Annotated in this window: 21 protein-coding genes and 1 tRNA gene; 10 read left to right on the plus strand and 12 right to left on the minus strand. The window is 66.8% G+C overall.

The window, feature by feature from the left end; all coding sequences use genetic code 11:
- Positions 1-4: 4 nt before the first annotated feature.
- Positions 5-805 carry an SGNH/GDSL hydrolase family protein gene (locus J1M43_RS10305; RefSeq protein WP_033104671.1) on the plus strand — a complete coding sequence of 267 codons (801 nt, stop codon included), beginning with the start codon at positions 5-7 and terminating at the stop codon, positions 803-805.
- Positions 806-827: 22 nt separating this feature from the next.
- Here the strand turns inward: J1M43_RS10305 and J1M43_RS10310 are convergent, their stop codons facing one another.
- From J1M43_RS10310 to J1M43_RS10325, 4 genes are all read right to left on the minus strand, one after another.
- On the minus strand, positions 828-1592 hold the full coding sequence (locus tag J1M43_RS10310) for a nucleotidyl transferase AbiEii/AbiGii toxin family protein (protein ID WP_084595444.1): 765 nt from the start codon (positions 1590-1592) through the stop codon (positions 828-830).
- Between the two features lies 1 nt (position 1593).
- Positions 1594-2235 carry a type IV toxin-antitoxin system AbiEi family antitoxin domain-containing protein gene (locus J1M43_RS10315; RefSeq protein WP_052166654.1) on the minus strand — a complete coding sequence of 214 codons (642 nt, stop codon included), beginning with the start codon at positions 2233-2235 and terminating at the stop codon, positions 1594-1596.
- A gap of 149 nt (positions 2236-2384) precedes the next feature.
- A tRNA-Arg gene (locus J1M43_RS10320) sits at positions 2385-2457 on the minus strand.
- Between the two features lie 16 nt (positions 2458-2473).
- On the minus strand, positions 2474-2626 hold the full coding sequence (locus J1M43_RS10325; RefSeq protein WP_160175013.1) for a hypothetical protein: 153 nt from the start codon (positions 2624-2626) through the stop codon (positions 2474-2476).
- An 89-nt stretch (positions 2627-2715) separates the two neighbouring features.
- On the opposite strand from J1M43_RS10325, the gene J1M43_RS10330 reads away from it, so the two are divergent.
- Both J1M43_RS10330 and J1M43_RS10335 read left to right on the plus strand, forming a co-directional pair.
- On the plus strand, positions 2716-3828 hold the full coding sequence (locus J1M43_RS10330) for a MerR family transcriptional regulator (RefSeq protein ID WP_052166655.1): 1113 nt from the start codon (positions 2716-2718) through the stop codon (positions 3826-3828).
- Positions 3825-5024 carry an MFS transporter gene (locus J1M43_RS10335; protein ID WP_033104672.1) on the plus strand — a complete coding sequence of 400 codons (1200 nt, stop codon included), beginning with the start codon at positions 3825-3827 and terminating at the stop codon, positions 5022-5024. Before J1M43_RS10330 ends, J1M43_RS10335 begins: the two co-directional genes overlap by 4 nt.
- Before the next feature lie 86 nt (positions 5025-5110).
- On the opposite strand, the gene J1M43_RS10340 is transcribed toward J1M43_RS10335, so the two are convergent.
- Complete coding sequence (locus J1M43_RS10340; RefSeq protein WP_206476611.1) at positions 5111-5977, minus strand: transposase; 867 nt, start codon at positions 5975-5977, stop codon at positions 5111-5113.
- A gap of 131 nt (positions 5978-6108) precedes the next feature.
- Between J1M43_RS10340 and thrC the strand changes: the two genes are divergently transcribed.
- Together thrC and J1M43_RS10350 are read left to right on the plus strand one after the other, a co-directional pair.
- Positions 6109-7533: a threonine synthase gene (gene thrC / locus J1M43_RS10345; protein ID WP_206476612.1), complete on the plus strand. Its 1425-nt coding sequence runs from the start codon at positions 6109-6111 to the stop codon at positions 7531-7533.
- Positions 7534-7550: 17 nt separating this feature from the next.
- Positions 7551-8171 (plus strand): GyrI-like domain-containing protein, encoded by a 621-nt coding sequence (locus J1M43_RS10350; RefSeq protein WP_033104675.1) that lies wholly within the window; start codon positions 7551-7553, stop codon positions 8169-8171.
- Between the two features lie 6 nt (positions 8172-8177).
- On the opposite strand, the gene J1M43_RS10355 is transcribed toward J1M43_RS10350, so the two are convergent.
- Genes J1M43_RS10355 through J1M43_RS10370 form a run of 4 tightly spaced genes read right to left on the minus strand, consistent with a single transcriptional unit; the run spans position 8178 to position 11050 of the window.
- Positions 8178-8570: a DUF1304 domain-containing protein gene (locus J1M43_RS10355; RefSeq protein ID WP_033104676.1), complete on the minus strand. Its 393-nt coding sequence runs from the start codon at positions 8568-8570 to the stop codon at positions 8178-8180.
- 38 nt (positions 8571-8608) lie between these two features.
- A complete protein-coding gene (locus J1M43_RS10360; RefSeq protein WP_206476613.1) occupies positions 8609-9430 on the minus strand; it encodes a type II CAAX prenyl endopeptidase Rce1 family protein in 822 nt (273 codons plus the stop codon).
- On the minus strand, positions 9427-10152 hold the full coding sequence (trmB, locus tag J1M43_RS10365; protein ID WP_033104678.1) for a tRNA (guanosine(46)-N7)-methyltransferase TrmB: 726 nt from the start codon (positions 10150-10152) through the stop codon (positions 9427-9429). The genes J1M43_RS10360 and trmB overlap by 4 nt, the downstream gene beginning before the upstream one ends.
- A 55-nt stretch (positions 10153-10207) precedes the next feature.
- Entirely contained in the window at positions 10208-11050 is an 843-nt protein-coding gene (locus tag J1M43_RS10370; RefSeq protein WP_206476614.1) for a DUF3097 domain-containing protein, read from the minus strand.
- A gap of 148 nt (positions 11051-11198) precedes the next feature.
- Here J1M43_RS10370 and J1M43_RS10375 point away from each other — a divergent pair, with 148 nt between their 5' ends.
- The 4 genes from J1M43_RS10375 to J1M43_RS10390 all read left to right on the plus strand — a co-directional run bounded on the left by J1M43_RS10375 (position 11199) and on the right by J1M43_RS10390 (position 15382).
- Complete coding sequence (locus tag J1M43_RS10375) at positions 11199-13238, plus strand: TPM domain-containing protein (protein ID WP_206476615.1); 2040 nt, start codon at positions 11199-11201, stop codon at positions 13236-13238.
- Positions 13239-13305: 67 nt separating this feature from the next.
- A complete protein-coding gene (locus J1M43_RS10380) occupies positions 13306-14040 on the plus strand; it encodes a PspA/IM30 family protein (protein WP_033104681.1) in 735 nt (244 codons plus the stop codon).
- Between the two features lie 60 nt (positions 14041-14100).
- A complete protein-coding gene (locus J1M43_RS10385; protein ID WP_206476616.1) occupies positions 14101-14898 on the plus strand; it encodes an arginase family protein in 798 nt (265 codons plus the stop codon).
- A 10-nt stretch (positions 14899-14908) separates the two neighbouring features.
- Entirely contained in the window at positions 14909-15382 is a 474-nt protein-coding gene (locus J1M43_RS10390) for a hypothetical protein (RefSeq protein WP_052166657.1), read from the plus strand.
- Here J1M43_RS10390 and J1M43_RS10395 read toward each other — a convergent pair.
- From J1M43_RS10395 to J1M43_RS10405, 3 genes are read right to left on the minus strand one after another with little or no spacing between them, the layout of a single operon-like run.
- Positions 15379-15849, minus strand: a complete 471-nt coding sequence (locus J1M43_RS10395) for an SIP domain-containing protein (RefSeq protein WP_033104683.1) — start codon at positions 15847-15849, stop codon at positions 15379-15381. The genes J1M43_RS10390 and J1M43_RS10395 overlap by 4 nt on opposite strands.
- A 38-nt stretch (positions 15850-15887) precedes the next feature.
- The gene (locus J1M43_RS10400; protein WP_033104684.1) at positions 15888-16604 is read right to left on the minus strand and encodes a tyrosine-protein phosphatase; all 717 of its coding nucleotides are present in this window, start codon (positions 16602-16604) and stop codon (positions 15888-15890) included.
- A complete protein-coding gene (locus J1M43_RS10405) occupies positions 16601-17077 on the minus strand; it encodes a carboxymuconolactone decarboxylase family protein (protein WP_033104685.1) in 477 nt (158 codons plus the stop codon). Before J1M43_RS10405 ends, J1M43_RS10400 begins: the two co-directional genes overlap by 4 nt.
- 160 nt (positions 17078-17237) lie before the next feature.
- Between J1M43_RS10405 and J1M43_RS10410 the strand changes: the two genes are divergently transcribed.
- On the plus strand, positions 17238-18167 hold the full coding sequence (locus J1M43_RS10410) for an alpha/beta fold hydrolase (RefSeq protein WP_206476617.1): 930 nt from the start codon (positions 17238-17240) through the stop codon (positions 18165-18167).
- The last annotated feature ends 88 nt before the right edge of the window (positions 18168-18255 follow it).

Raw genomic sequence — 18255 nt, forward strand, 5'->3', positions numbered from 1 at the left:
TGCCATGGCTTCGGGGAGGATGACGCGCGGCGCCCGTGCGGTGACGGTCTTCGTCGCGCTCACGGCTGCGATCACCGCCGTCGTCCTCGGCGTCTGGCGGCCGTGGGTTCCGGCCCCGATCGAGTCGCCGGTCCTCGCATCGGAAGAGGTCGTCGCCGTGGCTCCCGCACCGCTCATCCTGCCAGAGCATCCGCAGGTCCTGGTCTTCGGCGACTCGTGGACCTACGGCTCCGCGGCGAGCGATCCCACGCTCGGATACGCCTACCTGCTGGCAGATCTGCTGGACGGTGAGACCACCGTGGACGGCGTGCGCGGGAGCGGCTATCTGAAGCCGGGGATCGACGGGCCGACCTTCGGTGAGCGAATCGCCGCGCTGGATCCGGCGCTCGACCCGGACCTCGTGATCATCCAGGGCTCCATCAATGATCGCGCCTCGGGGGCTGCGGGATATCGCGAAGCCGTGACGGCCGCGTGGGATGCGCTGGCCGAGACATACCCCGAAGCCACGATCGTGGTGCTGGGCCCCGCTCCGCACGAGCTGCCCGTCGGCGATGCGACGGCCCGGATCGATCGGGACCTCGCTGCGCTGGCCGGCGGCAGGGGCTGGTGGTACATCTCCCCCGTGCAACAGGAATGGATCACCGATCAGAACTACCTTGGCGTGATCGATGTCGACCTCGGCAACAGGCATCCGTCCACCGACGGCCACCGATACCTCGCTGAGAAGGTCGCGGCGGCGCTGAGCGAGCTCATGGCCGCGCCGGTGACCGAGGCCGGCGGTGCGCAGACCCCACCCGAGCAGTGAACGAAGTCGTAGCCAGGGTCAGTCAGGAGGCCCACGCGTCGGCCACTGTCGCGGCCGCCTCCGCAGCCGTCACACGCACGCGGCCCTGATGCGCAAGCGCATCGTTCCACTCGGTCTGCGAAGGTAGAGGCGCGAAGGCAACGGAGTGCGCGGCCGTCGTCGGGCCGAACCGTGCATGGAGTCGACGCGCTTCGTCGGTGATGAGACCGCGCGTGGCCAGCGCCCAGAGGTCGTAGAGGTCTCGGGGTGCATGGCGATCGTGCCATGCCGCGAGCTTTGCTGCAGCGAATGCCGGTGCGGTGAGAACTCGCAGCTCAGCCGGTGGGGCGTCTGCATACCTCTGCTCCAGGGTGCGCACCTCTGTGGGCCATCGCGGATATCCCGTGTGAGGGAGCAGCTGCAATTGGATCGAGGCGTCGCCGATTAGCATTACTGATGTTTGTGCCTGGCGAGTGTTCACGATGTCCGGAACGAAGGTCGGCGTTCCCACCACTCTGCCGAGAGCCGAGATGAGTACGTCTTGGATATCACGCGCCAGCACGGGGCGCGGAGAAAGCGCGATGAGATCGATGTCCTCGGATAGACGCAGGTCCGGGAGGTACGTGCGTGCCAGCGCAGTGCCGCCGAAGAAGAGCAGACGGTCGCTTTCGATTCGCGAGAGAGCTGCGAGGGCGTGAGAGATCACGTGATCCCGTCGCACCTGGTGCGCGGAAACGCCGAATGCAGCCGTCGTTGAGTTCAGATCCGCGGCCGAGAGGATGCCCGGCGCCCCACGACTTCGAGCCATCTCAGTCCTCCAGTGATGCCAAAAGGGCTCGAGCCGAGGGAGGCACACGGCTGCTCTGCTCGAGCACCCTCTGGAACTGCGCACGCGTGACCCGCGCCGCGAGATTCGCAACGGCCTCACTGTGCTGCCCTTCTCCCAGTGCCGCGCGCACCGTGCGATTGGCCAGCAGGTCGAACAAGGTCTGCGGAGGGGACGTCACGAGGGCAGCGCCGAGAACTGTCTGCTCGAGCGTTGCGTCGACTTCGTCGATGCGTCGGAACACGAAGTGAACGCGCCCGCCCGTCGCAAGTTCGACGGGTTTAATGCCGCGCTCCCCCACTGCGATCGTCGTGATTCCTATGGCGCGCGGAATCGCGTGCCAATGTCGCGCGGCACCAGCGCCCATCAGAACGACGGCGCGGGGTCCAAAGCGCGCGGTGGCCAGGGCAAGCGCTCCCGCCTCGAGCGGTGGCTTCCATCCACGTGCATCTGCGCCGTCAGGTGGGACCGTGTACACGCCGTGCGCGAGCTTAGTCACGGCACCCTTCCGAATAAGGCGAGCGATGGTGCGCGTCGTGTTGGTGACGATCGCTCCGATATCCTCCGTGCGTACGGTTCGCATCGGAGCACGTTCGATCGTGCGGATCACTTCGACGTCATCCATCGCGCCTCCTAAGTGAGCATGAATATACACTAGGCGTCGGTTTCTGCTTACTTAGTTTGAGCCATCCAGATCTGGCGACAGCGCGACCGAGCAGATGTCGAACAACGCGAGAAGGGCCGCCCTGTTGGACGGCCCTTCTCGCTGTTCTGTGCCCCCGACAGGAGTCGAACCTGCGACCTACGGTACCGGAAACCGGCGCTCTATCCACTGAGCTACGGAGGCGTACCGAACGACGATATCACTGGTCGGGAGTCATCAATATCACTGCCAGCCTGTTGACGATCCATGCCAGGCGCATAAGAGCGCCGAGCACGACAATCACGCTGCCCACGACCAGTCCCATTCCCAGCGGCAGACCGAAGAACGCGAATACGATCGAGCCGTTGTCCATGTGGTCACAGTACGGCCAATGTCCGTTGAAGAGGGAAGAATCACGCACTCGCTTGACCTTCAGCCGGGGTGAGAGTCGATCATGGGACCATGAGGCAGTCGCATGAGTCCGATCGCGACGAGGTCGAGCAGCCGCCGTTGCAGACGATCAGTGCGTTCGCTCGCTCAGTCGGCCTGAGTGCGAGTGCGCTGCGTCAGTACGGGGAGACAGGTCTGCTCGCACCCGCCGATGTCGAGGAGCGAACCGGATATCGCTACTACTCGCTGGAACAGCAGCAGCGAGCGATATGGATTCGACGTCTGAGGGATGCAGGGCTCTCTCTGGAGCGCATCAGTGCGATGTTCGAGAGCGATCTCCCGGGAGCGGAGATCATCCTGCGTGCCTGGCGTGCCGACGCTCGCGAGCGCTATGAAGTGATCACGGCACTGGTGGACGACCTGACTTTCACTCTGCGCGCACGAGTAGAGAAGAACCCCGCGATACGCACCTCGGCCCGATTCGATGCCGCGGCTCTGGCATCCGCCATCCGGCAGGTCGCTTCGGCCAGTGCGGATGCCGGTGGAGACGACGACCACGACGGCGTACTCATCGAGGTCGGTCACACATCGGCCGCGATCGTCGCGACAGACCGCTACGTGTTGATGGCGCGAACAGGACTCTCCTCGGTGATCGATGGTCCACCGGCTCGGGTGAGATTCGCTCCAGCACAGGTGCTGGAGTGGCTTCGAGGTCGGCAGTCGGTGGATCTCGTCATCGATGCCCCGTCCGGGCGTGACCACGATGCGGCGAGCGCAGTGAATCGGTTCTGCGATGAGCGCGATGACGAGCTGTCACTGCCGAACCGAGCGGACCTTTTCCCGAGCGTGCATCGAATGCTCGAGACGGCTGCGTTTCCGCCCACCAATGCGCTCTTCTCCCTGGACGAAGTGCGGAGCCTCACCTCAGCGCCGGAGGACGACACTGTGCACCTCAACGTCGACGGTGACTCCGCGCTGCTGACGTCCGGCCGACGGTCGGTCTCAGGTGCCGGCATGGGTGTCACCGCTGCCCTAGCTCTGTCTCGGCCCGTTCTGCGCCGCATCGCCGACGCCTCCGTCGGTCACGAACTCACGTGCGACATGCATGACTCCGGTCGGGCGCTGGTGTGGCGGGCCCCCAGCCAGCCGGACTTCGTCGCGCTGGTGATGCCGCACCAGCCATGACGCCGCTGCGCTCAGCCCGAGGTTTCAACGCCTGGGTCGCCGCGACGGTCGGTTCAGAACTCGGCTCAGGGATCCTCGCCTTCGCTCTGACGTGGACCGCGTCCGGTATCGGCCCGCAGGTCGCATCTGCCGTGCTCACGCTCACTGTCGCTCCGTCCGTGGCCCTGGGATTGCTCGGGGGTGCCGTCGCCGACCGGTTCGGACCGCGTCGTGTCATGATCGCCGGCACGCTCGCGATGCTCCTCGTCAGCGCGGCCCTCGGCGTCGCGGTCATTCTCTGGATGCCGTCCGCCGTCCTTCTGCTGATCGCAGCGACGCTCATCGGCACCGTCGCAGCCTTCCAGCGGCCGGCAGCAGGCGTCTTCCCACGTCTGTTCGTCGCTGATGCCGATCTCGGAGCCGCGATGGCACGTGTCGGGATGGCGAGCCAGTTCGCGCGAACGATCGCTCCCCCGGCCGGCGGCCTGCTGGTCGGACTCATCGCCCTGAGCGGAGTGGCGTTCTTGGATGTCGTCGGCGCCGTCGTGATGCTCTGCACACTGCTGCTGATCCGACCTCCGCGTGCGAACGCTCCAGCCCGCGACGCGGTGTCGCTGCGCGGGATCGTCACCGGTGTCGCAACAGCGCGCCGAACGAGCGGCGTTCCTGCGCTCCTGGCTTGTGTGGGGATCGTCGCGGGAGCCGTCATCCCCGCCGTCCTGCTGGGCATCCCTCTGGCCGCACGGGAGCGCGGCTGGTCCGCATCCGATGCCGGCGTCATCGAGGCCGGTTGGATCGCCGGCGGCCTGGCCTGCGGCGCGTGGTTCGCGTGGCGCGGGACTGCGACGAAGGTGTCCCGGCCCATGGCGCTCGGTCCGCTTGTCGTCGCCGCCGGTCTCGGACTGCTCGCCATAGCCCCCGCGTGGATCGTCGCGCTGATCGGCACGACGTTCATCGGTGTCGGCGTGGTCGTGTTCACTGCCCACGTCTTCCCGACCTACCTTCTGTTCGCACCGTCCGCGATGGTCTCGAGGTTTCAGGCTCTGCTGATCCTCGTGCAGCAGGCGCCGCAGCTCCTCGTGAGCCCGCTGATCGGGCTCTTCGTCGCCGTCGTCGGGACAGGGCCTGTGCTCGCCGTGTCAGGATTGGTGGCGACGCTCGCGACGCTCATCGTCGTCACCGACAGGACGCTGCGAACCTTCACGACGAACCGATGACGCCCGCGCCTTCCGCGTGTTTCTCGATGCTCTCGAGGGGCTCGGCATCCTTGCGGCGACGCCCGAGGAATGACGCGCGATCCGTCTCACTCGTCCTGATGTCGCTCGAGCGCGTCCTGTGCTGCGGCTGCCGCCGCGCGAGCCTCCTCGACTCGCGTGCCCGCCTCACCCAGACCGTCGTCGAGCGCATCCCGCTCGCGCCGGGAACGGTCGGCTTCCTTGGCGACCCTCCTAAGCTCCGATTCCAGCTCGTCTGCTCGTTCGGCAAGCCGATCGATCTGATCGTTCACCCGCTTCCGGTTTCGGTCGATCTCGCCTCTCTCGCGTTCTGCCTGGGTGAGCGCGCTCTCGGCTGCGCGCAGTGCGCGTTCGGCGTCCTTCCGCTCCCGTCGCGCCTTGACCTCGTCGACGGGCGCCGCCGCAGACGCGATCGGAGCAGAACCGAGATCACCGGCGACCGAGTCCGCGAGGTCGGCCGAGTCTCCGCCGACCTCGAGTGGTCGTACGAGCCGTGCGGATGCCACGGCTGCGGCCGCGTCGGCGTCGAACATCGCGGCGTTCAACGTCTGCTCCACGGCATCCGCCGTCGACTGGGTGATCTGCTCACCGTGTGCTGCAGCCAGCTCCCGCGCCTGCTGCGCGAGAGCACGGATGAGCGCGCGGCGCTGTCGATTCAAGCTCGTCAGCACGGCTGCGTCCAGCTCGGCCTGCGCCTCTCGCAGATCACCGGCGAGATCGAGTGCCTCGCGGAGTTGACTCACGCGCTCGCGTGCGAAGAGGTTCACCACCCACGCCGCCAGGAGCGGTTTGCGAAGAGCGCGCACCCCGGTGGCCAGTCGCGCATCGCCCATCTCCTTGGCGCGGGTGTTGCGCGCCGCTGTGAACTCAGTGAGCGGGAGCGCGTAGAGCTCGATGGCGATGTCTTCCAACGTGACCTGCTCCGCCGCTGCCATCGCCCCATTGTGCCGCAACCGACGACCGGACACTTCTAGAATCACCGGTCAGCGTAACCACGCCCAGCCCACGCTCTACGATGGAACCGACGATCCCGACTCCCACCCACAGCACAATCGAGGTTCGAGACTTGCAGTACATCTCCACACGCGGCGGCACACTCGGACAGTTCAGCGACGTCCTTCTCGAAGGACTCGCACCCAACGGCGGGCTCGCCGTGCCAGAGACGCTGCCGCGCCTCAGCGCCGAAGACCTCGAGCGCCTGCGCCCGCTGAGTTACCCCGAACTCGCCACAGAGATCATCGGCCTGTTCGCCACAGACATCCCTCGCGATGACCTCGCCCGGCTCACGGCTGCGGCCTATGGAGGTGGCAAGTTCGCGGCAGACGAGATCGTCCCGCTCAGCGAGATCGGCGAGGGCATGACGCTCGTCGGTCTGTCGGAGGGGCCGACGTTGGCGTTCAAGGACATGGCGATGCAGTTCCTCGGTGAGGCGCTGGAGTACGTCCTGGAGAAGAACGACCGCGTGCTGAACGTGCTCGGCGCCACCTCGGGCGACACCGGCTCCGCCGCAGAGCATGCCCTGCGCGGCCGTGACCGCGTATCGGTCTTCATGCTCTCCCCGCAGGGTCGGATGAGTGCGTTCCAGCGTGCGCAGATGTACTCGCTGCAGGACGAGAACGTGCACAACATCGCCGTCGAGGGTGTCTTCGACGACTGCCAGAACCTCGTCAAGCGTCTCGCGACCGACCTCGACTTCAAGCGCGCGCACAGCCTCGGCGCAGTCAACTCGATCAACTTCGGCCGCATCTCGGCGCAGATCGCCTATTACGTGTGGGCATGGCTGCGCGTGACCGACGCAGTGGCCGACAGCGAACGCGCACAGTTCGAGGTCTCGTTCGCAGTGCCCTCGGGAAACTTCGGCAACATCCTCTCCGGCCACTACGCGAAGAGCATGGGCGTGCCGATCCGCACGCTCGTGCTCGCGTCGAACGAGAACAACGTGCTCGACGAGTTCTTCCGCACCGGTCACTATCGTCCTCGCAGCGCCGAGAACACCCTGGCGACGTCGAGTCCCTCCATGGACGTCTCTCGCGCATCCAACCTCGAGCGGTTCGTCTTCGACCTGCTCGGTCGCGACCCCGAGCGCACCGCCGCGGCCTGGCACGAGCTCGAGGAGCGCGATGAGATCGACCTCTCCGGCGAACTGGACCGGTTCGAGTCGGAGTTCGGCATCGTCAGCGGTACGAGCACGCACGATGATCGCATCGCGACCATCCGCGAGTTCTCCGAGAGCAGCGGCGTGATCCTCGACCCGCACACCGCCGACGGCGCCAAGGTGGCCAGAGCTCACGTCGAAGCCGGCATCCCGATGCTCGTGCTCGAAACGGCAAAGCCGGCGAAGTTCGCCGATCTGATCACCGAAGCGCTCGGCACGACGGTCGAGCCGGATGCCGACACCCAGGCGATGCTCGATGCACCGGCGCGTGTGACGAACATGCCCCACGACGAGCAGCAGCTGCGGGCCTACATCAACGAACGCGCCCTGCGCTGACACGATACTGTCGGCCCATGCCAGGCAAAGTCGATTTCAAGAAGACGATCGACGCGTACCGCGCCCGCAAGGGCCGCTTCGACGTCATCGACGTCCCTGAGCTGAACTACCTCATGATCGACGGTCACGGCGACCCGAACACCTCGCCCGAGTTCACCACCGCCGTCGAGGCGCTCTACCCGCTCGCGTACACGCTGAAGTTCACCAGCAAGCGCGAGCTCGACCGCGACTACACAGTCATGCCGCTTGAGGGGCTGTGGTGGGCAGACGATCATGCAGCGTTCACCGCCGCTCGCGACAAATCGCAGTGGGACTGGACGCTGATGATCATGCAGCCCGAGTGGATCGATCACGAGCTCGTCGCGGATGCCGTCGCCACCGCCGCCGCGAAGAACCAGGAAGGCCGGGTGCATGAAGTGCGCTTCGGCTCATATGCCGAGGGCAGGTGCGTGCAGACGCTGCACGTCGGGGCGTTCGACGAGGAGGCTCCCCTACTCGCCGAGATGCACGACGTGTTCATCCCCCGGAACGGTCTGCGGATGACCGGGAAGCACCACGAGATCTACTTCAGCGATCCGCGCAAGGGCGCACCGGAGCGGCGTCGCACGATCCTCCGCCAGCCGGTCGCCGCCGCCTGAGACCGATCAGTTCACGGCGACGGCGATCGCGGTGACGGCGATCGCGAGCAGCGGCAGCCCGCCCTGCATCGCAGCAGATCGTGCCTGCTTGCGGTTCGACAGCACCAGCACGAGGGCGGCGGCGAGCATCATTCCTGTACCGGCGAACACGAGGGTGAGTCCGACGGTCGCCAGCCCCGAGATCAGCAACGCGATCCCGAGCAGCGTCGCGAGCGCGAGGAACAGGTTGTAGAAGCCCTGGTTGAACGCGAGCGGCTTCGTGGTCTCTGCATCCGCCTCACTGGCGATACCGAAGATCTTGCGTGTCTCGGGCTCCGTCCACCTCAGGGACTCGAGCGCGAAGATGAAGACGTGGAAGGCTGCGGCAGCCGCCGCGAGGACCAGACCGAAGATGAGCATGGCTGATTCTCCCACCTGACTCGGCTGAGCCAGCACTCTCAGATGAGGAAGATCGGCAGCAGCCCAGGATTGTGCGCATGCACGAGCACAGCGAACACCATAGCGTCGAACAGCAGATGCACGGCGACCACGTACGCGAGTGAGTGCGTCTTCAGGAAGATGGAGCCCTGCAGCAGGGCGAACGGGATCGTCAGCAGCGGACCCCACTCGCGGTAGCCGAGCTCCCACAGGAACGACACGAACACGATCATCTGGAGCACGTTCGCGACCACATCGGGGAAGTGCCGCCGCAGCAGCGCGAACACCGTGCAGATGAAGAACAGCTCGTCCCAGATCCCCACCGCGCCCACGCCGACGAAGAGCCTGCCGATCAATTCGGGGGTGTCGACGACCGGCCAGTTCAGATACACACCGCTGGTGATGAAGTAGAACGGCAGGATCAGCCACCCGAGCACCAGCACCGCCACGAGCCAGGCCCACTGCAGGCCCTCCCATCGGCGGTGCGTGCGCCATGGGAAGCTGATCGCCCGGTCGCGATACACGAACCGCGAGATCAGGTACGGGACCACGACGGCGCCGCCGAGGGCGAGCGTGAATCGCAGCATCGCCATGTTGTCGAGCTCGGCGGCCAGCGGGATCACGCTGACGATCAGCAGCCCGAACGCGATCAGTGAGAGGTCGCGTGTGAGCGAAGGGCCGGATGCCGTCACCGCTCCGCGTTCCATCAACCAGGCCGCGCCGATACCCGCTGCGAGCAGCAGCCACCCCAGCCATGTCCACTGGACGACGAAGAACGCCGGTGCCGCGAGACACACCAGGAGGGCAGGAGCGATCCTCGGAATCCAGCCTGAACGCGTCATGCGCGTGGTGTGCGCCGGTACACGAGATCGCGGATGTCGCGACCCTTGGCGATCCCCTTGCGCTCGAAAGCCGTCATCACCCGCCCATCGTATCGCTGGGCCCATTCGCCCTCGAACGCGCGCTCGAACTGCGGTTCGCCGTCCAGCACCTCACGCATCTGCAGCGCGTAGTCCTCCCAGTCGGTCGCGAGTCGCAGCAGGCCGCCGTCCTCGAGTGCACGCGCGGCCGAATCGCCGAAGCCCGTGCGCACCAGCCGTCGCTTGGTGTGGCGCGTCTTGTGCCACGGGTCGGGAAAGAAGATCCAGACTTCAGATGCCGCACCCTCCGGCAGGTAGGAGTCGAGAACCTCGGGAGCATTCGCCTCGACGAGTCGCAGGTTCCGCACCCCGGCCTTGTCGGCGTCGAGCATCGTCCGGGCCAGCCCCGCCCTGAACACCTCGATGGCGAGGAAATCGTCGTCCGGCCGCGACGAGGCGGCCGAGATGATCGCGTGTCCCTGACCGGATCCGATCTCGACGAACAGGCGCGCATCGCGGCCGTACTCGAGCGTCGGATTCATCCGCGCTTCCGCGTGCACGCTCGTCGAGGCGAGGCCGCGCTGGACGTCGATCAGGTACCGCGGAGCGAGCTCTTCGAATGCTCGATCCTGCGCCTGAGACATCCGTCCGCTCCGCCTGACGAACGAGACCGGTTCTTCACGGAAGACGGGGATTTCGGGCATGCATCGATCTTAACCGGCGGGCCTGCGCGTCTCAGCGTCCGGCGGGTTGCGCGTCTCAGCGTCCCGCGGGCTCCGTGACGAAGTCGATCAGCTCCTCGACCCGGCCGAGCAGCGCCGGCTCGAGATCGCGGTACGTGTGCACCTTGCTCAGGATGTGCTGCCAGGCCCGCCCCGTGTCGCCCTGCGTCTCATGCGGCCATCCGAATGCACGGCAGATGCCGGTCTTCCAATCCGTGCCTCGGGGGATCTCAGGCCACCGCGAGATGCCCAGGGTCTTCGGCGTGACGCACTGCCACACGTCGATGAACGGATGCCCGACGATCTTGAGGTGCCGCCCGTGCGGCCCGCGCAGAATGGCGTCGGCGATGCGCGTTTCCTTCGATCCGGGCACGAGGTGGTCCACCAGCACGCCGTAGCGGCGCTCCGCGCTCGGCGGCTCCGCGGCGAGCAGGTCTTCGAGCTTGTCGACGCCCTCGAGGAGCTCGACCGCGACACCCTCGATCCGCAGGTCGGCGCCCCACACCTTCTCGACGAGCTCGGCGTCGTGTTTGCCCTCCACGAGGATGCGACTGGGCAGAGCGACGCGCGCGCGTTGGTCGGCGACGGCGAAGGAGCCGGATGCCGTGCGCTTGAGCGCCCGCTTCGAAGCAGCAGGCGGTGTCAGCCGCACAGGCTGTCCATCGATCAGGAACCCGCCGCCGAGGGGGAACAGCCGCTTGCGGCCATGGAAGTCCTCAAGTTCGACGTTGCCGCCCTGAACTCGCGTGACGGCTCCGCAGAAGCCGTCCTGGGCGACCTCGACCACGAGGTCGTGCTCGGCGGCGACATCGGGAACCTGCGTGGCTCCGCGGTTTCGCCATCCGTCTGCGAGCACATCCGAGCCATACCTGTCGTCCATGCCATCCAGCGTATGTGCCGCCTGGTTGCTTCCCGGCGGCGACACAGACTCTTTCCATAGAGTCGCTATCGTCGGTCGCCGGTAGTGAATAGACTCGATGCGCACGGGGGCCCTGAGCCGCCTCGGAGGGAGCACAATGCGGACTCGTATGACGGTCGTGCTGGGGTTGATCGTGGCGATGTTCGCTTCGGGCTGGGCCGGATCGGCGGCGGTTGCGACGCCCCCGGTGACGCTGAGTTCCGACTTCGTGACCGATGAGGCGGGTGTACTCAGTTCCGGCGAGCTGGATGCCGCCAACGCACGGCTCGACGACTTGGCTGCGGCGGACGGTGGCGACCTGTACGTCGTGTTCGTCGACGAGTTCACCGATCCGGCCGACAGCGTGGACTGGACCGACCAGGTGGCCGCAGACAACGGACTCGGCGCCGATCAGTATCTGATCGCCGTTGCGATCGACGCCGGGCAGTATGCGATCTCCGCGGATGCCAGTGGCCCACTGAGCGACAGCCAGATCGACGCGGTCGTGCAGGCGATGGAGAACGGTCTGCGCGCGAGCGACTGGGACGGCGCTGTCATCGCCGCGGCAGATGCGTTCCCCGGTCAGGGCGGCCAGGCCGGAGATGCCGGCGGGTTCCTCGGAATCCTCATCGCGCTCGTCATCGTGGCGATCGTGGTCGTCGTGATCGTGCTGATCGTCCGCTCGCGCAAGAAGAAGAAGGATGCTGCGCGCCCGACGGTCCCCGATCCGAACGATCCGTACGCGTCCGTGAGCGACGACGATCTGGAGAAACAGGTGGGCAGCGCGCTCGTGCAGGCCGATGACGCCATCACTTCGAGCCGTCAGGAGGTCGGCTTCGCTGTCGCCCAGTATGGCGAGGATTCGACCGCGGCTTTCACGCAGGTCGTCGAAGCCGCGCAGGCGAAGATCGCCGAAGCCTTCGCTCTCAAGCAGCAGATCGACGACGAGGTGCCCGATACGGCCGAGCAGCGCCGCGCCTGGCACATCCAGATCATCCAGCTCTGCGATGCGGCGGACGATCTGCTCGATGAGAACGTCGAAGCCTTCGAGGAGCTGCGAAAGCTCGAAGCCGAAGCGCCGCAGGCACTCGAACGGCTCACGGCGCGTCGCGCGGCCGCTCAGCAGGCACTCGCCACTGCGCCGGCCTCTCTCGCCGCACTGTCGCAGAACTACGACGCGGCAGCCCTCTCGACCGTCGCGGAGAACCCCGCGCAGGCGCAGCAACGGCTGTCGCTCGCCGATGCCGAGATGGCGGAGGCCTCTCAGCTGATCGCGGCCGGTAAGAACGGGGAGGCCGCCTTCGCGATCCGCACCGCAGAGGCCGCCGTACAGCAGAGCGAAGAGCTGACGGCCGCGGTCACGAGCCTCGGCGCGAACCTGTCGGCGGTGGAGGAGCAGGCACGCGCACTCATCGCCGATCTCGAGGCCGATCTCGCCGCAGCCGCGGCGATGCCCGATTCCGAGGCGCAACTCGCCCCGCTCATCGCCCGTACCCGGACGAGCATCGACAGCGCGCATGCGAGCCTGCAGTCCGCCCAGCGCAACCCGCAGCAGACGCTCGAGACGCTCGACTCGGCGAACACGCAGATCGATGCGGCGCTCGGACAGGCCCGTGAAGCATCCGCGGTCGCGCAGCGCGCGCAACGGATGCTGCAGCAGAGGCTGGCTCAGGCGCAGGCGCAGATCTCCGCAGCGAATGACTTCATCACGACCCGCCGCGGTGCGATCGGCGCGACGGCCCGCACCCGGCTCGCGGAGGCGAACGCCGCGTACTCCGAGGCCGTGGCGAATCAGCAGGCCGATCCTGCTCTGGCCACCGAACGCGCCACCCGTGCTGCGAGCCTCGCCGGCGAAGCCATCTCGTACGCGCAGAGCGAGGTCTCCTCGTTCAACAGCGGCGGATGGGGCGGCGGCGGTTGGAGTGGCGGAAGCAGCAGCGGCTGGGGCGGCGGAAGCGGCGGTGGCAGCGGCCTCGGCGGCGACATCCTCGGCGGCATTCTCGGCGGCCTGCTCAGCGGCGGCGGCTCGAGCCGCAGCAGCGGGGGCGGATGGAGCGGCGGGAGCAGCTGGCGATCCAGCGGCAGCAGCCGCAGCAGCCGTCCGTCGAGCTTCGGCGGTTCGCGCAGCAGCGGCCGCAGCGGCGGGCGCTCCAGAGGGGGGCGCTTCTAACATTCCTTCCTTCTTCTCACGACGTAACCGATCTCAGACCACTCCGTCTCAACCGAAAGGAAACACCATGACCAAGCAGTCCATCTTCGGTCGCATCTCCACCCTGATGAAGGCCAACATCAACGCCATGATCGATTCTGCGGAAGACCCGCAGAAGATGATCGACCAGCTCGTCCGCGACTACACCAACAACGTCGCAGACGCCGAGGCGGCGATCGCCGAGACGATCGGCAACCTGCGCCTCCTGGAGCGCGATCACGAGGAAGACGTCCAGTCCGCGACGAACTGGGGCAACAAGGCCATCGCAGCGAGCCGCAAGGCCGACGAACTCCGCAACAGCGGCGAGACGTCTGACGCCGACAAGTTCGACAGCCTCGCGAAGATCGCCCTTCAGCGTCAGATCAGCGCGGAACGCGAAGCGACCGGCGCAGAGCCGACCATCGCATCGCAGACCGAGATCGTCGACAAGCTCAAGAGCGGCCTGAACGGCATGAAGGACAAGCTCGGCGAGCTCAAGAACAAGCGCAGCGAGCTGCTCGCCCGCGCCAAGGTCGCCGAAGCGCAGACCAAGGTGCAGGACGCGGTCTCGTCGATCAACGTGCTCGACCCGACCAGCGAGCTCGGTCGTTTCGAAGACAAGGTCCGCCGCCAGGAGGCGCTCGCCCAAGGCAAGGTCGAGCTCGCGGCATCGAGCCTGGACGCGCAGTTCGAGAGCCTCGACGACCTCGGTGAGCTCACCGAGGTCGAGGCCAGGCTCGCCGAGCTCAAGTCCGGCGCGTCGCAGTCGCAGATCGAGTCCTGAGACTCCTGATGCCCCGGGCCGCTGTGCCCGGGGCATCCCCCATTCACCCTGGAGGTCCTCGTGGCCAGATTTCTCGTGGCACCGCAGTGGCAGGGCTCCCCTGCCCCTCGCGCGATGCTGCTCGTCGACGGTGCATCCGCCATCGCCGGGGACCTTCCGCGCAAGGCCAGCACCGTGCTCGACGTTCCGCTCGAAGCCGGTGATTCGCTGGGCACCCGCGTGCATCGGTTGAGTTCGCTTCAGCGCGTCCGCGAGCTGATCGCGCAGGAGATCGCTGCGGAGACGGTTCTCATCGGCGGGGACTGCAGCGTGACTGTCGCCGCTCTCGACGCGATCGACCGCGAAGACATCGCTGTGGTCTGGTGCGATGCGCACCCCGACCTGCACACGCCGGACACCTCGCCCTCAGGAGCTTTCTCCGGCATGGCGCTGCGCGCGGTACTCGGCGAAGGCGCGCCTGAGCTCGCGCTCTCTCCCGGCATTGCGCGCGATCGCGTCATCACCGTGGGTGCTCGCATCGTGGACGACGAAGAAGAGGAACCGCTCGCCGGCCTCACCCAGCTGTCCGTCGACGACCTCGACGACGTGGATGCCCTGGCCGATGCCGTCGCCGCGACGGGCGCGAGCCGCGTCTGGGTGCACATCGACGTGGACGTGCTCGACCCGTCCGAACTCGCGGGAGTGTCCTCGGCCGCGCCCTTCGGTGTCAGCACGAGCGCACTCAGCGCGGCCATCCGTGCACTCCGCACGCGGATTCCTCTCGCGGGCGCGACGATCGCCGGCTTCGCCCCGCGGTCCGCCGACGACGCGGTGGAAGACCTGGGCGCGATCCTTCGTCTCGTGGGTGCCGTCGCATGAGTGCTCCCCTGTGATCGAGGACTGGCGCACGACCGCGGATGCGGTTCTCGCGCGGGGACGTCGCTTCGACCGCCGCATCCCGGCGTTCCTGTTGCGCTCGCCGATCAGCCGCCTCGGCTATGCCTGGGGAACAGCGGTCGGCTGGACCTGGGGATCGATCTGGAGCACGGGACCGGTCGAGAGAAGGAGCGGACTCTGGGTCTTCCAGGGCATGCCGAAGTGGACGTTCAACCGTGGTGGCGTCTGCGTCGGAGGGTGCTTCCTGACAGGAGACACCAGGGCGAGCGATGCCGTCCTGCGCCATGAGGCCGTGCACAAGGCGCAGTGGCTGCGCTATGGCTTCCTGATGCCTGTGCTCTATCTGTTCGCGGGCCGTGATCCGATGCGCAACCGTTTCGAGATCGAAGCGGGACTGGAAGACGGCAATTACGTGCGGCGCCCTTCGGCAGGCTCAGGGACCGGTCGCAGCCCCCAAACCGTCTAGCGGTCGAGCGGAAGCAGACCGAAGCGCTCTGGGGCGTGGATCGTGGATGCCGGGATGCTGAGCGCACCCGTGAGGTGCTCGATGATGTCGGCCGTGCCGAGGTAGCCACCGAGCAGGGTCACGTGCGTCGGGTTCTCGCCATCGCACAGCATCTCATCGGCCCAGGCGCACGTTGCGCGCGCGATCGCTGCGCCTGGCGCGCAGGAGCGCCCGGATCCGGCTGCACCCGAGCGTGATGAGCGGGCGAGCCAGGTCACGGTCATGCGGGCCGGTGCCTCGATGACGCCGATGTCATCGACGTTCGGAACTTCGATGAAGATGCGCCCCGATGCGCACAGGGGAAGTGTCACGAGGAATGCCTCGAGTTCAGCCAGCGAGTTCTCGTCGGCCGTCACCAGGTAGTGCGCACGCATGCGCGCTGCGCGGCGCTGAGCTCGGCCGGTGCGGACATCGATGGAGGTCGTCATGATCTCCCCATTGTAACACCGATGAAGGGTTGCCTTACCTACACGCCTCTGTCTACGACCAGCGCACGCCGCAGGTCGCCGAGTTCGGCATCCGTCATCCCGTTCGCCGCGAGGTACCCGGCCGCCGAACCCCAGCGCGCGTCGACCTGTTCGAGGACTCGCCGCATCACTTCTGCGGGGGACAGAGTGGCCAAGGCGACCGCATGCTTCGCCTCCGGATGCTGCACCTCCAGGAACGCGACGATCCTGCGGTTGCGCTCGGGCGGCAGCATCGATGCGGTGAGCGCGTAGTCGCCGATGATCGACTCACGATCCGCGCCCACTGCCGCGAGGGCGAGCGCGACGGTGACACCCGTGCGATCCTTGCCCACCGTGCAGTGCACGAGCGTCGGTTCTCCGCGAGCGATGACACGAATGGCATCCGTCAGCCGCTCACCGCTCTCCTCGAGCAGTTGCCGGTACATCTCGTCAAGGCTCATGTCGTCCTCGAAGAACGAGGCGACCGAGCCGAGGAAGAGGGGAAGGTGAGTCGTCGCGATCGACGTCGTCGCAGACGGCGCGCTTGCGACCTCCTGGTCGTCACGCAGATCGACGATGTGCGAGATGCGCTGCTCGAGCTCCGCGACGCCTGCAGGTGTGGCAGCGACGAGGTTCCCCGACCTCAGCAGCCGCCCCTCGCGTATCCGCCCGCCCTCAGCCTGTATGCCTCCCACGTCGCGGACGTTGAAGACACCTTCGACATGGATGACCGTCACGCCGTCGCCGTAGCCGCGCGGGGCGGAACCGGATAACGGCCTGCGATGACGATGCGGTTGAACGCGTTGATCGAGACGCACGCCCAGCTCAGTGCGGCGTACTCCTTCTCGGTGAACACGCTGCCGACCCGGTCGTACACATCGTCGGCGATCCCGCCATCGTGGATGAAGGTGAATGCCTCGGCGAGTTCGAGGGCCGCGCGCTCGCGATCCGAGAACACACCGCTCTCACGCCAGGTCGGGATCTGCAGGAGCGTATCGGCATCGACGCCTGCAGTCGCCGCCCGATCGAAGTGGATCCGGGTGCAGTACGCGCAACCGTTCAGTTGCGAGCAATGGATCATGACAATCTCTTTGAGACGGTCGTCGATGCCATTCGCGGAACAGATCTCGCCCACTGTGCGAGAGAATGCATCGAGAGCCTGATAGGCGGTCGGTTCCGTCTTCGACAAGTGCACTCGTGTCTCGCTCATACCTCAATGATACGGGCGCCCGCCCACCCTCTCCGAGAGGCAGGAAATGCATCCTGCAGACTACAAGTGCATGAGGTTTGGCATACTGGTCGCTTGGGGGCGGCACTGAGTTGGCATATCGCTTCTGCATTTTCCCACGAGCATGGACTGGGGGCAGAATATGGTCGTGGCCACAGAGACAAGTGAGTTCAGCTATCTTCCCCAGCAGGCGCAGGTACTGAACGTGCCCGTACCCCCTGTCGAACGTGTGACCGTTCGTCTCGCCGACGGACGAGAGCTCAGCGCCCTTCGCTTCGGCGATGAACCGCCCGTGGTCACACTTCTGCACGGAGCAGGACTCAACGCGCACACCTGGGACACGACGGCACTGCTGCTGCAGCAGCCGGCACTGGTCATCGATCTCGCCGGACACGGCGATTCCAGTTGGCGCGATGACCTCGACTACTCCGCTCGCACCCTCGCGGCGGACGTCATCGTCGCGCTCGAGAAGTGGACGGTCGAACCGCAGATCCTCGTTGGTCAGTCCCTCGGCGGGCTGACGGCAGCGGCCGTGGCATCCGCTCGCCCCGATCTGGTGCGCGAGCTGATCACCGTCGACATCACGCCGGGGATCGACTCCTCAGGCGGCCCGGCCGCCCTGCGCGAGTTCTACGCGGGGCCGACGGACTTCGCCTCCCGCGACGATCTGGTCGACCGTGCCATGTCGTTCGGCCTCGGCGGCTCGCGCGCCGATACCGAACGCGGCGTCTTCTTCAACTCACGCATCCGTGCCGACGGGCGCGTCGAGTGGAAGCATCACTTCGCCCATCTCGCGGCCCAGGTGTTCGCTCCGGCCGACTCTCCCGCGGGTGTCGGTGCGACAGCGCCGATCCTGCGCACCACCGGCTGGGACGATCTCGCCGGCACGCAGGCGCCGATCACGCTCGTACGAGCGACCTCGGGTTTCGTCAGCGAGGCCGACGGCGATGAACTGCTCCGACGTGTCCCGACCGCCCGCGTGGTCGCCATGGACGCTTCGCACAATGTGCAGGAGACCGCTCCTCGTGAGCTCGCCGATCTGATCCGCGCTGCCGCGCACTCCCCCGCCTGAGGAATGCGACGCCGTATTCCGCTGTTCCCACTTCACTGACCGCACCGCTCTACGCTCTACTGCACCGGCACACAGCACCTGCCGCACC

It is taken from the genome of Microbacterium sp. KRD172 (genome assembly GCF_017168295.1).
GTDB classification, from domain to species: Bacteria; Actinomycetota; Actinomycetes; order Actinomycetales; family Microbacteriaceae; genus Microbacterium; species Microbacterium profundi.

Bases quoted from the DNA above. Each gene is read 5' to 3' on its own strand.
- J1M43_RS10305 (WP_033104671.1), top strand. From the start codon at position 5: ATGGCTTCGGGGAGGATGACGCGCGGCGCCCGTGCGGTGACGGTCTTC.
- J1M43_RS10310 (WP_084595444.1), bottom strand. From the start codon at position 1,592: ATGGCTCGAAGTCGTGGGGCGCCGGGCATCCTCTCGGCCGCGGATCTG.
- J1M43_RS10315 (WP_052166654.1), bottom strand. From the start codon at position 2,235: ATGGATGACGTCGAAGTGATCCGCACGATCGAACGTGCTCCGATGCGA.
- J1M43_RS10325 (WP_160175013.1), bottom strand. From the start codon at position 2,626: ATGGACAACGGCTCGATCGTATTCGCGTTCTTCGGTCTGCCGCTGGGA.
- J1M43_RS10330 (WP_052166655.1), top strand. From the start codon at position 2,716: ATGAGGCAGTCGCATGAGTCCGATCGCGACGAGGTCGAGCAGCCGCCG.
- J1M43_RS10335 (WP_033104672.1), top strand. From the start codon at position 3,825: ATGACGCCGCTGCGCTCAGCCCGAGGTTTCAACGCCTGGGTCGCCGCG.
- J1M43_RS10340 (WP_206476611.1), bottom strand. From the start codon at position 5,977: ATGGCAGCGGCGGAGCAGGTCACGTTGGAAGACATCGCCATCGAGCTC.
- J1M43_RS10350 (WP_033104675.1), top strand. From the start codon at position 7,551: ATGCCAGGCAAAGTCGATTTCAAGAAGACGATCGACGCGTACCGCGCC.
- J1M43_RS10355 (WP_033104676.1), bottom strand. From the start codon at position 8,570: ATGCTCATCTTCGGTCTGGTCCTCGCGGCGGCTGCCGCAGCCTTCCAC.
- J1M43_RS10360 (WP_206476613.1), bottom strand. From the start codon at position 9,430: ATGACGCGTTCAGGCTGGATTCCGAGGATCGCTCCTGCCCTCCTGGTG.
- trmB (WP_033104678.1), bottom strand. From the start codon at position 10,152: ATGCCCGAAATCCCCGTCTTCCGTGAAGAACCGGTCTCGTTCGTCAGG.
- J1M43_RS10370 (WP_206476614.1), bottom strand. From the start codon at position 11,050: ATGGACGACAGGTATGGCTCGGATGTGCTCGCAGACGGATGGCGAAAC.
- J1M43_RS10375 (WP_206476615.1), top strand. From the start codon at position 11,199: ATGACGGTCGTGCTGGGGTTGATCGTGGCGATGTTCGCTTCGGGCTGG.
- J1M43_RS10380 (WP_033104681.1), top strand. From the start codon at position 13,306: ATGACCAAGCAGTCCATCTTCGGTCGCATCTCCACCCTGATGAAGGCC.
- J1M43_RS10395 (WP_033104683.1), bottom strand. From the start codon at position 15,849: ATGACGACCTCCATCGATGTCCGCACCGGCCGAGCTCAGCGCCGCGCA.
- J1M43_RS10405 (WP_033104685.1), bottom strand. From the start codon at position 17,077: ATGAGCGAGACACGAGTGCACTTGTCGAAGACGGAACCGACCGCCTAT.
- J1M43_RS10410 (WP_206476617.1), top strand. From the start codon at position 17,238: ATGGTCGTGGCCACAGAGACAAGTGAGTTCAGCTATCTTCCCCAGCAG.